Annotated in this window: 7 protein-coding genes; 4 read left to right on the top strand and 3 right to left on the bottom strand. The window is 55.9% G+C overall.

Features of this window, described 5'->3' with window-relative positions:
* Positions 1 to 85 precede the first annotated feature (85 nt).
* The 4 genes from H8K04_16820 to H8K04_16805 all read left to right on the top strand — a co-directional run bounded on the left by H8K04_16820 (position 86) and on the right by H8K04_16805 (position 8,848).
* Complete coding sequence (locus H8K04_16820) at positions 86 to 2,521, top strand: ATP-binding protein (GenBank protein ID UVT18024.1); 2,436 nt, start codon at positions 86 to 88, stop codon at positions 2,519 to 2,521.
* Positions 2,522 to 2,903: 382 nt separating this feature from the next.
* Positions 2,904 to 4,046: an FIST C-terminal domain-containing protein gene (locus H8K04_16815; protein ID UVT15452.1), complete on the top strand. Its 1,143-nt coding sequence runs from the start codon at positions 2,904 to 2,906 to the stop codon at positions 4,044 to 4,046.
* A 6-nt stretch (positions 4,047 to 4,052) separates the two neighbouring features.
* A complete protein-coding gene (locus H8K04_16810) occupies positions 4,053 to 7,277 on the top strand; it encodes a PAS domain S-box protein (protein UVT15451.1) in 3,225 nt (1,074 codons plus the stop codon).
* Positions 7,274 to 8,848 (top strand): response regulator, encoded by a 1,575-nt coding sequence (locus tag H8K04_16805; GenBank protein UVT15450.1) that lies wholly within the window; start codon positions 7,274 to 7,276, stop codon positions 8,846 to 8,848. Before H8K04_16810 ends, H8K04_16805 begins: the two co-directional genes overlap by 4 nt.
* Before the next feature lie 109 nt (positions 8,849 to 8,957).
* Here H8K04_16805 and H8K04_16800 read toward each other — a convergent pair whose 3' ends face one another.
* From H8K04_16800 to H8K04_16790, 3 genes are all read right to left on the bottom strand, one after another.
* Positions 8,958 to 9,533, bottom strand: a complete 576-nt coding sequence (locus H8K04_16800; GenBank protein UVT15449.1) for a TIGR00645 family protein — start codon at positions 9,531 to 9,533, stop codon at positions 8,958 to 8,960.
* A 157-nt stretch (positions 9,534 to 9,690) separates the two neighbouring features.
* Complete coding sequence (locus tag H8K04_16795) at positions 9,691 to 10,374, bottom strand: response regulator transcription factor (GenBank protein UVT15448.1); 684 nt, start codon at positions 10,372 to 10,374, stop codon at positions 9,691 to 9,693.
* Positions 10,367 to 15,055: a PAS domain S-box protein gene (locus tag H8K04_16790; protein UVT15447.1), complete on the bottom strand. Its 4,689-nt coding sequence runs from the start codon at positions 15,053 to 15,055 to the stop codon at positions 10,367 to 10,369. The genes H8K04_16795 and H8K04_16790 overlap by 8 nt, the downstream gene beginning before the upstream one ends.
* Positions 15,056 to 15,195 lie beyond the last annotated feature (140 nt).

Below are 15,195 nucleotides of genomic sequence, written 5' to 3'. Positions count from 1 at the left end.
TATGCCGAAATCGAAAAAGACCGACTCGAATGCGAAGTCCGAGAGTGTCGAAAGGAAATCCTCACCGGCGTCCCCGTCTGTACCCCTGACCACGGAAGATTTCGAAAAGCTCGGTGTCTTTTACCTGGGACGGCCATATGATCTCGCGGCTAAGCAAGCCAAGCCTGGTTTGCTGCTCTACGATTCCAAAGATCTCGTGACGCATGCTGTTTGCGTCGGCATGACCGGCAGCGGTAAGACCGGCCTTTGTCTTGCGCTTCTTGAAGAGGCGGCGATCGACAACATTCCCGCCATTATCATCGATCCGAAGGGCGACCTCGGCAATTTGATGCTGACGTTCCCATCCCTCAAAGGCGAGGACTTTCAGCCGTGGATCAATGAGGACGATGCGCGCAAGAAAGGCCTGTCGTCAATCGAGTATGCTGAGGCACAGGCTGAATTATGGACCAAGGGCTTGGCTGGCTGGCAACAGGATGGTGCACGTATTCAGCGACTCCGGGATGCTGCAGACATCGCGATTTATACACCGGGCAGTAATGCCGGACTCCCGGTCTCTATCCTCAAATCGTTTGCCGCGCCGGCTGCCGATGTCCGTGAAGACAGTGAACTTCTACGTGAACGGATCAGTACGACTGTGACCAGTCTGCTGGGCTTGCTTGGGATCGAGGCCGATCCGATCCAAAGCCGAGAGCACATTCTCCTTTCGACGATTCTGGATCAAACGTGGAAGAAAGAGGAGGATCTCGATCTTGTGGCACTGATTCAAGCCATCCAATCGCCGCCGGTGTCGAAGATCGGTGTGATGGATGTGGAGTCGTTTTTCCCGTCGAAGGACCGCTTTGCACTCGCGATGAAGCTGAACAATCTTTTGGCTGCTCCGGGTTTTCAGGCCTGGCTGGAAGGGGAAGCGCTCGATATTCAGCACCTGCTCTACACCTCGGCAGGCAAGCCGCGTCTGGCGATCTTTTCAATCGCGCATTTGAACGACGCAGAACGCATGTTCTTCGTGACGCTCTTGCTCAGTCAGATCGTCGGTTGGATGAGGGCTCAATCGGGCACCACGAGTCTGCGGGCCCTCATGTATATGGACGAGATCTTCGGGTATTTCCCGCCCGTGGCCAATCCTCCATCCAAGCTGCCGCTGATGACCTTGCTCAAGCAGGCGCGGGCGTTTGGTTTGGGTGTCGTACTCGCGACGCAGAATCCCGTCGATCTCGATTACAAGGGATTGGCCAATACGGGCACGTGGTTCATTGGGCGATTGCAGACTGAACGGGATAAAGCCCGAGTGTTGGAGGGGTTGGAGGGGGCTTCGACCAGCGCCGGGAAGAAATTCGACCGTGGCCGCATGGAACAAACCCTGGCAGGTCTCGGCAATCGGATCTTCCTGATGAACAATGTGCATGAGGATGAGCCGGTCGTGTTTGAGACGCGGTGGTGCCTCTCCTATCTCCGTGGCCCTCTGACAAGAACACAGATCAAGCAGCTGATGGATCCAGTGCGCGGTGCTCAATCGGAAATTGGTGCGCCTCGTGCTGCCGGAAAACCAGCCAAGTCGCCCAAAGGCAGCGCACGTCCCATCGTCCCGCCGGATGTCCCGCAACACTTCGTGCCATTGCGCGGGACGCAGCCTGAAAGCCGCGAGTTGATCTATGCGCCCATGTTGCTCGGCTCGTCGCAGGTCCGCTTCTCCGATACGAAAAGCGGGATCGATACGATCCAAGATGTGGTCGTCCTGGCACCCATGGGCGATGGCCCGGTGGCTGTCGACTGGGACCGTGGAACACCAGTTGATGTGGCGGTGGCCGATCTCGAACAGAACCCAGAGGAGGGCGCGCAGTTTCTTGCCTTGCCGGCAAGTGCCGGCAAGGCCAAGAGTTATACCGACTGGAACAAGGAGTTCGGCGGTTGGCTCTTCCGGACGCAGAAAATAGAGTTGTACAGGAGTTCCATTACCAAGGAAGTGTCGAAACCGGGTGAATCTGAGCGCGACTTCCGAGTGCGGCTACAGCAGACCGGGCGAGAACAGCGCGATAAGGGCGCGGAGGCGCTTCGCCAGAAATACGGTTCCAAGATTGCGACACTTCAAGAACGAGTCAGGCGTGCGGAGTTGGCGAAGGAAAGGCAGCAGACCGAATCCCGTTCCAGCCAGATGCAAGCGGCGATTTCCGTGGGAGCTTCCATTCTGGGGGCCTTTCTTGGACGGAAAGCGATCAGCGCGTCGAATATCGGACGAGCCACGACTGCGATCCGGAGTGCCGGCCGCGTCATGAAAGAGTCGCAGGATGTCGGAGTAGCCGAGGAAAATGTCGCGTCGCTTCAACAGCAACTGATGGATCTCGAAGCGCAGTTCAAGTCGGAGAGCGAAGCGTTGGCTGCCGCATCCGATCCGTTGAACGAAAAACTCGAAACCATCTCTATCAAACCCACCAAGGCTAACATTGCTGTCAAACTCGTGACCCTCGCCTGGACACCCCATTGGCGTGATGCAAGGGGAAGCCTTACTTCAGCCTGGTCATAAGTTTCATATGAGCAGGGCCATACCATCGCCTCAAGGCGCTGCTGGCTGATATCCACCACCTCCACAAAGGGTAATAGTGCGGTACGATCTGGGTTCTCACCGGGACTCCCTACTGGCAGGGCTTGAATGGCGGCCTCACTCGGAACCGAATTAATTCAAGGTTTCCCCTGCTCCTAGCACGATCCGGTGCCTTATCAAGCACGTAGGTGTACATCTGTAGGATTTAGAATTCACCTAAGGTATCGATTGGTTGCCATTCCCGTAGCCCTCATCCCCAGTCTTATCAAGTTTTTTGATTGACCTACCGAAACACTACCTAGTTGGTTTGCCGCAAGTGCTGATCGGTGTCCTGTTTGCCTTTGAACATAAAGGAGAGTGCAAGATGGAGGCGCATACGCTCCAGTATGATCGTAGTGAAGGGTGGTCCATCAAGAATCGGCCTCAGATAGATTCCCATCGGACACTGATCGTGCTGTTCGGTTCTTCCGCTTTTATCGATGCTGACAACCCGATCCGCGAGTTGGTCGATGAATATCCCCATTCGACGGTTATCGGCTGCTCGACCGCCGGCGAGATTTTAGGGACGCAGATCTTCGACGAGAGCGTGAGCGCGGCGGTTGTCCGATTCGATCATACGGAACTTCGGATGGCCAGTGCGCCTGCTCACTCAGCGGAAGATTCGTTCTCCGCTGGACAGCATATTGCAAGACAGCTGAACGACCCACGACTGAAAGGCATCCTCGTCCTTTCGGACGGCCTTTGTGTGAACGGGAGCGAACTGGTACGGGGCCTGAATTCAGAGGTATCCCCTTCCGTCGTGGTAACCGGCGGATTGGCCGGCGATGGTGATCGATTTCATCGGACCTGGGTGCTGCAGGACCGCCGGCCTCAATCGGGTTTTGTGACGGCTGTCGGTTTCTATGGAGATCGCATCAGGATCGGGCACGGAACAAAAGGTGGCTGGGATCGGTTCGGCCATGAGCGGCGTGTTACCAGATCAAAGGGGAACGTCCTGTTCGAGCTCGATGGGCGTCCTGCCCTTCAGCTGTATAAGGAGTATCTTGGTGATCGAGCCTGCGGTTTGCCGGCAACCGGCCTCCTCTTTCCGCTCGCATTACGTGCCCATCAAGAAGATTCCAAGAGCCTGGTTCGAACGATTCTCGCGGTGAACGAAGAGGAACAGTCTCTGACCTTCGCCGGCGATATTCCGGAAGGATCTCTCGCGCAGCTGATGAAGGCCAATTTTGATCGGCTCGTCCATGGGGCGTCCGAAGCGGCGGTTTCCACCAAGGCAGCAGCCGACGCCAACTCCTGCACCTTAGCCGTGGCCATCAGTTGCGTCGGCCGACGACTTGTACTCGGAGAGCGGACAGAAGAGGAAACCGAGGCCACTCTGGATGTGTTTCCCAAAGGGACGCAGCAGATCGGATTCTATTCTTATGGAGAGATTTCTCCGCATACGGCGGGAACCTGCGATCTTCACAATCAGACGATGACGCTGACGACGCTGAGCGAAGCGGCGTGATTCCTCATGCACCCTCTACTGGCGCGACAACTGAGGCGATTAGGCCTAGATCAAGAGCATCTCCCACCGTCGCCGGAGGTGTGGAGTGATCTGCTGGAGAGGATCAGCCGGAGCTATATGGAAGCCGATCAAGGTCATGCGCTCCTGGAACGATCGCTGGCCCTCTCTTCAAAGGAGATGCAGGATCTCTATGCACAACTCAAACAGACCAGCGAAACTCAGCTCGCACAGGAGCGAAACAAACTCCAGGCGGTTTTGCACGCCCTGGGAGATGGACTGTGCGTCGTGGATGCGGCGTGGAAGATTCAGATGATGAATCCTCACGCCGAGCAACTGTTGGGAGAAGCCGCGCATGCCCTAGGCGATCGTCCTGTCTATCGGATGATCTCTCCGGGACCCGAAGCATACCGAGAACACTGCCTCATCACCGATGCCACGCTCCCGACGCTTGCTTCCGGTGAACCGTACCGAACGGACGATGGTTTGTTGGTGAGAATGGACGGTCAGTTTGTGCCCATCTCGCTGGTCGTGACCCCCATGCTCTCGAATGGCACCGTCACCGGCGCGGTGCTCGTATTCAGAGACATCAGTCAGGAGAAACGAGTAGAGCGAGAGCGGCAACAGACCGAAGGCCTTCTTCGTCGAATCCAGGCGGGATTGTCGGAAGTGGCCAAAAGTCCACAAGTCTACGGGGGCAATCTTCAAGAAGCATTCCAAACCGTCACACGCGTGGCAGCGGAGTGTCTTCATGCCGCGAGAGTCAGCATCTGGTTTTTTACGGCGGATCGCTCCGCTATTCAGTGCGGCAATCTTTATCAATTGACCACCCGAGAACATTCTCAAGGCCTCGAACTGTCGGCAGCCGCGTATCCGCGGTATTTTCAGGAGCTGGATACCGAGCGAATCGTATCGGCCGATGACGCGCAAGCCGATCCGAGGACTGCTGAATTTACCGAAGGGTATTTGGCGCCGCTGGGAATTACGTCCATGCTCGATGTTCCGATTCTCTCGGAAGGCAGGATGATCGGTGTGATCTGTCATGAGCACATCGGCGCCATGCGGCGTTGGACGCGCGAAGAGCAACATTTCGCCGCGTCCATCGCGAATGCGGTGGCCTTAGCCATCGAGGCTGCCGATAGAAGGAAGGTTGAGCAGGCATTGCGGACCAGTGAAGAACGGCTGACGATGACGGTACAGAGCGCGAACATTGGGATTTGGGACTGGGATCTGAAATCGAATATTGTGTATCTCTCGCCTGAATGGAAGCGGCAGCTTGGGTATGAGGATCAGGAGTTGGGCAATACATTCACGGAGTGGAAAAGCCGGCTGCACCCCGACGACTACGACCGCGTTTGGAATACCATCGAGGCATATTTGCTCACGCGACCGTCTCGATTTGAACTTGAACATCGCCTTCGTCATAAGGACGGCTCCTATCGGTGGATTCTCGGGCGCGGGACTGCGATCAAGAGCGATGCTGCGTTGTCGAATCGTATGGTTGGCATCAATATCGATGTCACTGATCAAAAATCGGCCGAGGAAGCGCTTCGGCATGCCAAGGAAACTGCCGAGGCCGTCAGTCGCGCCAAGAGTCAGTTCCTGGCAAACATGAGCCACGAAATTCGCACTCCCATGAACGGAGTGTTGGGGATGGCGGATCTCTTGCTGCGATGTGAGCTTAGTGAGAGAGAGCGCTATTTGGCGGAATCGATCCACCGATCCGGCACGGTGTTACTCGCCATCATCAACGACATTTTGGACTTTTCGAAGATCGAGGCCGGGAAGCTGCAGCTTGAGGCGATTCCCTTTGAAGTTCGTCGGACGATCCAGGAAGCGGTTGATCTGTTAGGACCGGCTGCTCAGAAGAAGCATCTGAAACTATCCTGGCAGATCGACCGTGCTATCCCCGGGTATCTGATCGGCGATCCGATCCGGTTGAGACAAATCGTCGTGAATCTGGTCGGAAATGCGGTCAAATTCACGGAACAGGGAAGCATTAAGGTATGTGTTGCTCTTGAGGGTCAGAGAGTGAATCTGCACGGACTATCCATTACGGTCCATGATACCGGCATCGGCATTGCTCCCGAAGTTCAAGCCCATATCTTCGACGCATTTTCCCAGGCCGATGGTTCGACCACCAGGAAATACGGTGGGACCGGCTTGGGCCTCGCAATCGTCAAGCAGCTTGTCACCTTGATGGATGGAAACATCGAGCTCTGGAGTCATCCGGGTAAGGGGTCCATCTTCAGGTTTACCGCCTATTTCGCGCAATGTAATTCCGTTCCCAGCCCTGTGTCATCTCCCATCTTAGGCCATGAGGGTGAGTCTGAACACATCGATCACCAACCGGTCGGATCCGCTGAAGTGCGCATTCTGCTGGTTGAGGACAACCCGGTGAACCGCGAGGTCGCGTACGGCATGCTGGAAGCGTTCAACTGCCTGATCGATACGGCTGAAAACGGGCGAGAAGCGGTCGAGGCCACAGCTACGACGGACTATGCGCTCGTCTTCATGGATTGCCAGATGCCTGAGATGGACGGTTGTGCCGCAGCCCGGTTGATCAGAGAACATGAAGCCCAACGAGTGGGGGATACAGACATCCGCCGGGTGCCGATCGTGGCTCTGACGGCACACGCGATGCAGGGAGACCGGGAACTTTGCCTTGCCGCCGGCATGGACGATTACCTCACGAAACCCTACACAGTTTCACAACTTGAACAGGTATTGGCTCGTTGGCTGCCGAGAGGACAAACCGCCCTGGTAGAAGGGTGTGGCGCAACGCCGAGCTTACCACCGCGGCAGACTCGTGACCGACACCAAACCGTTCCTCAGCGGGTAGGGACGCTTGATGACACACGTGTCGAAGCGACGATCATTGATCAATCGGCATTGGTTGCCATCCGCGAATTGCAACGACCTGGCCACTCGGACATCTTAGCTCGCATCCTGTCTGAATATATCGAAACGTCACCAGTGATGGTTGATCGGATACGCCGCGCCGTCCTGTCAAAGAATGCGGATGAGTTGCGGGCTTCCGCACATTGTCTGAAGTCGAGCAGTGCCCAACTCGGAGCCTCCGTTCTGGCTGCCGACTGTCGAGAATTAGAACTGATGGGTGCCGGCCAAGACCTGGGTCGTGCTCACGAAATCTTGAGCGAACTCGAGCAACATTACACGGCTGCGTGTACTGCCTTTCGGCAAGAGTTGAAGAAAGAGAGGCCCGCGGCATGACGGAGGAGCATCGCCCGACCGTTCTGATCATCGACGATGATTCCGTCGCGCGATTGCTGGCCCGTGAGGCGCTTGAACAGTCGGGCTGGTTGGTTGAAGAGGCCGAACATGGTCGACAAGGGCTTAAGATGTTCGTCGGGGTCCATCCCGATCTGGTGCTGCTGGACATCATGATGCCTGAAATGAATGGCTTTTCCGTCTGTGCGGAGTTGCGGCGGTTGCCGGAAGGCATGCATACACCAATACTGATCATGACAGGACTGGAAGACTATCAGTCCGTGACGCAAGCGTATGATGCGGGAGCGACCGATTTCATCGTCAAGCCGATCAATGGCCTGTTGCTGAGACACCGGGTGCGATACATGTTACGAGCGGGTCAAGCCATACAAGAGTTGCGGGACAGTCAGGACAAGCTGGTTCAGGCTCGAGACGGGGCTCTTGAAGGTGCCCGGTTGAAGTCGGAATTTCTTGCCACGATCAGCCATGAGATTCGTACTCCGATGAACGGCATTATCGGGATGGATGAATTGTTGCTTGATACCGAACTGACGCCGGAGCAGCGGGATTGTGCCGAGACGATTCGGATGTCTGCCAAAGCATTGCTCGAAATCGTGAACGATATTTTGGACTTTTCCAAATTGGAATCAGGGCGAGTCATGCTCATCCGGGAGGAATTTGTGTTGAGTGCGGTGATCAACGAGAATCTCGCGCTGTTCCAAGAGCGGTCGGAAGAGAAAGGTATTCTCCTTCGCCATGAAATCGCATCCACGGTGCCGATGAAACTCTGGGGCGATCCGGCCCGCATCGGCCGTCTTCTTTCGGTGTTGCTCAGTAACGCTGTGAAATTTACCGAACGGGGAGAGGTGTGGTTGCGCGTCCAACTCGTGGCTCCATCATCCGGCGAGCCGTCGTCCGGGCTGCAACCAGGGGCCAGCCGTATCCGATTTCTCGTCAGCGACACTGGGATCGGAATCAGTAAGTCGGCTGCCTACCGATTGTTCCAGCCTTTTGTGCAGGCAGACGGGTCCGATCGACGCAGGTATGGCGGGACCGGGCTGGGATTGGCACTTGCCAAACAGCTCGTCGAACTGATGGGCGGAACGCTGGAATTCGAAAGTGAGCCTGGGAAAGGAAGCCAATTTTGGTTTGATTTATCGCTTGCTCGAGCCAGTGATAGTCGGAAGCCGACTTTCGAGTCTGGGAATGCGCTGGTCATGATGAAGGATGTGGTCAGTCAGACAGTCCTGGTGAGAACGTTAGAAAAGCTCGGCTGTCGAGTTCAAACGGTCATCTCCGTGGAGGAACTGAGGAGTCTACGCCCCATGCCGACCCCGCTGCTGCTATTCGCGGATTTCGACCGGCTGGTCGATGAGACGGAACGCATGACCGTGTTGCAACTCAAGGAACGTTCACCGAGCCTTCACATAGTCGCCCTCGGGCGCGTGCTATCCGGCAGAGATCTTCCTGCCAATAGGACGTGTCACATCGACGGATATCTCGATGGACCACTCACTGTCGAAGCGATCAAGTCCGTGGCTCTCTCGTGGGTTCCTGAAGCACCCTCACGCTAGTGTGGCCTCGCTCCTGCACGCTTTTCGTGATGATTGGCCGGGTCGGTCTTGATTGGAATGGAGACCGGCCATGCGTACCTACCGGCGACGACTTGGTTGCATGCAGCGTTCAGTGCTTCTTGTCTTTCTGCATGATCTTATCGGTCCAGGCCAAGAGGATGGCCGAGGCCAAGAACGTCATGTGGATAAAGATTTTCCACTTGATGTGTTCAGGGTTCTCGTTCGCCACGTCGACGAAGGCTTTCAGGAGATGAATGCTGGAGATTCCTATCAGCGAGGCCGCGAGTTTGATTTTGATCGTACCGGGATCGACGTGTGTGAGCCAATCCGGGCGGTCCGGATGCTGTTCCAAATCCAGCTTGCTGACGAACGTCGCGTATCCGCCGATCACGACCATGGTCAGCAAATTGGCCACCATGGTCACGTCGATCAAACCCAACACTCCTAGCATGAACACGGTTTCATTCATTCGGTTGATGTGGATCACCATTTCCCAGAGCTCGAGAAGAAATTTGTAGGCGTAGAGCAGCTCCGCGACGATGAGGCCGGCATAGAGCGGTGCTTGAATCCATCGACTGGCGAAGACGACTGCCTCGAACACCGCCTCGACCTGATTGCTGGCTGAGTGAGAGGGCTTAGGTGATGAAAGGGTCTCTCGGGATTCGGACAGACGAGCGTCGGACATTAACACCTCCTCACAGTCGATGACACATCTGGGGAAAAATGGAATCGACGGTGAGGTGTATCCTAGTCAGTGACTTCTAAGGTGTCAATTCTATTGCCTAACCGTGCTGCAACGTAAAGCAGGTGCCACCGTCTCCACTTGGCCGGCCCTGTTTGCCTTAGTGAGTATCTACGGGTAATTGCGAACCAGAGCCTTTAAAACTTCCGGCATAGAAGGCGGCAATCTGCGACCGTCGTCCGATACTCAGCTTTGAATAGATATTTGAGAGGTAGTTTTTGATGGTCTTTTCGCTCAGCCGTAGATCATGCGCGATCTCTTTATTCGTCAGGCCTCTCGCGACCAAGGGCAGAAGCCGTTGCTCCTGAGGAGAAAGGAGCGGGCGCTTCGATTGCCCCGGCTCACTGTACAGATTCTTCAGCCATTCCAGCGTATGTTTTGTCAACCGCGGGTCAATGAGCGCTTGTCCGGAAGCCACGGTCCGAATGGCACGCACGAGAGCCTTGGAAGCGATGTCTTTGAGGATGTATCCGTGAGCGCCGGCAAGAATCGCTTCCAACACGGTATGATCATCCGCAAAACTCGTCAGGAACAGCACACGGGTTTGGGGACACGTCGTAAGAATTTCTCGGGCGGCGTCCACTCCGCTCCCGTCCGGTAGTCGGATGTCCAGCAACACGAGATCCGGCTTGAGCCGGAGGCAGAGTTTTTTCGCTTCCTCCATTCGCTTTCCCTGCCCCACGACCTTCATCCCGGGTGTGAGATTGAGGACAGCGCAGAGACCGATGCGCACCACTTCATGATCATCTACGATGACCAGCCGAATCAGTGGGGATCTATTCATAGATAGTGCCCTTTTTCAATGGAATATCCACGGTAATAGTTGTGCCCAGCCCCGGCGCGCTATCGAGAGCAAACGTGGCAAGGAGGCGTTTGGCGCGGGCTGCCATATTGCTGAGTCCGTGACCTGTGCGACGCTTGCGCTTGGAAGCAAAGCCGACGCCGTTGTCGCCGATAATCAAGCGGATCGTATTATCCATCAGACTCAGATATACCCATCGACGGGAGGCACGGGCGTGGCGCATGCTATTGCTGAGAGCCTCGCGCGCGATACTGAGGAGTTGCTCTCCCAGTTGGGGAGTGATGAAGGACAGGACAGGAGTCTTGATGTCCAGCTCAGGTGTGGAATGGTCGGCGCCTGTCATCGAAGCGGTCAGTTGTTCCAGCGCTTGTCCGAAGTCCAACTTCGCGGGCGTCCGTTGGGTCAATGGGGCAATGAAGCGCCGAACATCGACCATCAGGTTGTTGAGTTGGGTGACGGCTTGAGTCATATGCGCTTTCGACCGGCGCGTGGAGCGTCCCAAGGAGAGCTTGCCGGCCTCCAATTGCATACCGACGGCATAGAGCGCTTGCAGAATGTTATCGTGCAGATCCCGGCTCAATTGCTCTCGTTCCTCAGTCGCCAGCTTTCGCTCGGTGATATCCTGAATTGCGGCAAGGAGAAAGGGTCCGGTCTTGTCCGATAGCTCGATACGAGTCGCCTTGACTGAGACCCAAATGATTTCACCTGATTTCCTAATGTACCGTTTTTCATAGGCGTAGCTCGATCGGACTCCCCGAAAAAACTCATCCGTCAATACGATGTTGGCCGAGAGATCATCCGGGTGCGTATACAGGGCGTACGTGCTTCCGACGATTTCATGCTCTTCATATCCCGTCAACTCACACAGGGCTTTGTTGGCGCAGATCGTGCACCAGTCCTGATCCAGAATACACAGCCCGACCGGAGCTTCCGCGACAAAATGCTGGAGCCTCAGCTCGCTATCACGCAGCGCTTTCTCGGAACGTTTCTGTTCGGTAATATCACGAAAACTCCAGACACGGCCGACGATTTCCCCGGCGAGAATCTGGGGTCGCGAAAAGCGCTCGAAGACGCGCCCGTCGCTGAACTCAAGCACATCGAAGCTTTCTTGTTCACGATATGTGTAGAGCTCGCGAACCTTCCGCAAGAAGGCTTGAGGGTCCCGAAGCTGGTCCGCCATAAACGCCAGCAATGCCGTATCGTCTCGGTTGTCGGCCAGTGTGTGTGGAATATTCCATAGATGCAGGAAGCGCTGGTTGACACTCGTCACCGCGCCGTGTCGATCGATGACGAGTAAACCGTCGGCTACTGAATTGATGGCGGCTTGCAGGAGTGAATACGAGCGTTTCCGCTCGGAGATGTCGCGAACGAAGGCGAAGTTGTATTCACGGCCTTCGACGGCAACGAAATTGGCGACAACTTCGACGGGATAGGTTTCTCCCGATTGAGCACGGTGTCGTGATTCGAAGCGGAGACGGCCTGACCGGCGCAGCTCTTCCCAATGTTCCGGCCACCGGTCCATCTGATGATCGGGATCGATATCGGCAACGGTCATGCGGAGGAGTTCTTCATGTGTGTACCCCAGCCGCTGACAGGACGCGTCGTTGACGTAGAGAAAGCGCGCTGATTTGTCGATCCAAAAGACGAGGTCGGCGGACCGGTCGACAGCGATCTGGGTTAGACGCAGGGCTTGCTCAGCACGTTTGACGTGGGTCATGTCACGTGACACGCCGACCAAGCCGACGATCCGGCCGGTCCGATCTCGGTGAGGGGTTTTGATCGAATAGAAAGTCCGAGATTCTCCCTTCATCGGGAGAATCTCCTCAAATCGTCGTTGCACAGCTCCAGAAAAAACTTTTTGATCATCGGCCATCAGACGCGTTGCGATGGCTGGAGGAAAGATTGCGTCATCGCTCTTTCCAATAATTTCGGTTGTGGACTTTCCAATGACCAGCGCTCCGGCTGAATTGATGAACCGGTAGCGTCCATCACCATCCTTCATGAAAATCGCGTCAGTCGCCGTTTCGATGACCGCCCGCAAAAGTGCTTCTTGTTCTTTCAAGGCTTGCTCAGAATCTCTGCGCAGGAGTTCTCCACTGACCCAGCGCGCCATGAGTTGTAAGAAATCCTTGTCGGCTTGGCTAAAGCGGTTAGGAGAAGGCGCGGGTCCCATAAAGCAGATGGTGCCGTGTGGACGCTGTTGATCGATCAATGTGGTGCCGATGTAACATTCAAGTCCGAGGCTCATATAGCCGGGATGATTGGACCACCCTGAGGCTCCGACACGGCTAAAACATACGACGTCATTCGCCTTCAAAGTCTCACCGCAGCAGGTCTGAGACAACGGCATGCGCATGCCGGGGGTGAAAGAGCCATTTGATGGCCAAATGTGCGTCAGCTCCAGTTGATCGCCGCGAACACTGGTGACGAAGCCGATGGGCAGGTGAAAACGGCGACAGCCGATCTCCAAGACGGTTTGAATCCGCTGGTCGAAGGTGAGCCCAGGATGTGACGTGGCTTCATGCAAGGATCGGATTGCCTGTTCGCTTTCTCGCAAATGGGTTTCTGCCTGCTTTCGATCATCGATATGCTGAACAACGGCGATGAAATAGGCCGGATTGCCGGAGGCAGTCCGGACCAGCGAGACGGTCAAGTCGACCCATGTCCAGGTGTAGTCGCTCCGACGGTACCGCTTTTCCATCGAGTAGGAAGGACGTTTGCCGGCGAGCAATTCGTCGAAATAGTCAAGATTGGCTGCAAGGTCATCGGGATGGGTGAGGTCTTGAAACTTTGTCCGGAACATCGTCTCGGATGAAAAACCCAACAATTCGCACAGGTGCGAATTGACTCGGAGGAATCGTCCGTCTAACTCGAGCTGGGCAATTCCGACTCCCGCATGTTCATAGAGCGCTCTCCAGCGCATCTCGCTCTCCCGAAGTTGCTCTTCGGCGAGGCGACTTTCGGTGATGTCGCGCACGATACAACCCACTGTGGCCTGGTGCTCCCCACTCGCCGGGATGAGTGTTAAGGTCCCGGCAAAGTGTCGTAACGCCCCTTCCAATGGTACGATATATTCAACTGCGGCTGTTTCGCCTGTATCGACGACCTGACGAATCGCAGTGAGATAATGCGTCCCGGCTTCGGGTCCAAAGACATCCGTGACGTGTCTGCCGATGAGATCGTGTTTGGGAAGGAGAAGTTTATCTTCGTTCCGGGTCCACACATTGAGATATCTGCCGTCCCGGTCGAATTCAAACGCCAAGTCGTCCAGAGCGTCCAGGAATGAGCGGAGGCGAGCTTCGCTCTTGACCTTGGCCTCCTCGGCTCGCCTCAGGTCCGACAGATCGACATACAGGCCGACGGCCATCGAGAGCTGTCCGAACTCGTCATGGACGCAGACGGGCCAGAGGAGGAGGTCGAGTATCTGACCGTCTTTTCGTCGGCGTCTGAGCTCCACCGGGCCGGCCAACTCTCCGTTGATCCCCGCTTGCCATAATGCATCGGCCGTTGCTTCCTCACCCGGAGGAACATAAGGGAGCTCACGCCCCAACACTTCCTCTTCAGACCAACCGAACAGGCGTGTCGCAGCATGGTTCCAGCTGATCACCCGTCCTTCACGATCAAGACGGACGAGTGGGAATGCCGATTCTTCGACAAGCCTATAGAGCAAACGGGAGGCTTCATGCAGCTGAGTTTCAGCCCGTCTGCGCTCTGTAATGTCTTCACAGACGACGAGCACAAGGATCCGGCCGTTTTGGTCGTGTATCGCGCGCGCCCGCTCCTTGACCCACAGCCGCGTTCCGTCGCTCCTGATCTTTTGAACTTCCCATTGTAAAGGCGAGTATGGAGTGGCCGCACAGGCTTTGAGCTGTGACAGCACGGTCTGCCGATCTTTTGGGTCGAGCACGTCCAGGATCGATTGGCCGATGAGATCTTCTTTGGGATATCCGAGTTGATCGGCACAAAAGCGGTTCACGGATAACACGGTCCCGCCGGGAGTCAGCGTGAAATACATGAATGGGTTCTCTTCATAAAGCGATTGGTAGCATCGCTCACTGGCCCTGAGCGCTGATTCTGCCTGTTGTCTCCGCTCGATTTCCTTCTTGAGATCGAGCACGGCCTGTTCCGATCCTGTGGCGCGTTCACGGACATGTGCTTCACGAGTTTCTTGAATGCCTTCTTGGACCGGTTCCGACTGTTGACACGCAGTGATATCTTCAATAGTGCCGACCATGCCTGCCACGGCTTTGTTCCCGTTGCACATGGCCCGGCCGCGGCACGCAACCCACCGGATGGTTCCACGCGGAGTCATAATGCGATGTTCGATGCGGTAGAACGTCCGGTCTTCCACTGCCGTCGCCATGGCGGCGCTGAACGGTTGACGGTCTTCTGGATGGACGAGGGCGATGAATCCTTGATAGGTGCCGTCGAAGGATCCGGGAAGAAGACCGAAGATTCGTTCGGTTTCCAAGGACAAGATGACACGATTCGTCCTGGCTTCCCATTCCCATGTTCCGACCTGGGCAGCCCCAAGTGCCCACGCTTGTGCGAGGAGATGGTCTTGCCCTGCAGTGGCTAATGCCTGCTGCAGTTCGAGGACTTGATGCCGTAATTGGGCAAGTTCGACGGACAGTGCCCTATCAGTATTCGATGGCGAACCCATAGAGACGAATCTCGGTGTTTAGGTCGGATGAAAGTGTGAGGCGAGCCCGTTCTCCTTCACAGGTGGACCAATCCTGGAACAACAATTAGGGAATAGCATAGAGCCCGTCGATCCTACAAGAGCAGAAGGGGGCGGAGTAA

Origin of the sequence: Nitrospira sp., from assembly GCA_024760525.1 — a bacterium.
Taxonomy (GTDB): Bacteria; Nitrospirota; Nitrospiria; order Nitrospirales; family Nitrospiraceae; genus Nitrospira_D.
Note: the sequence above shows the minus strand (reverse complement) of the source record. Positions and strands in the feature narration are given on the sequence as shown.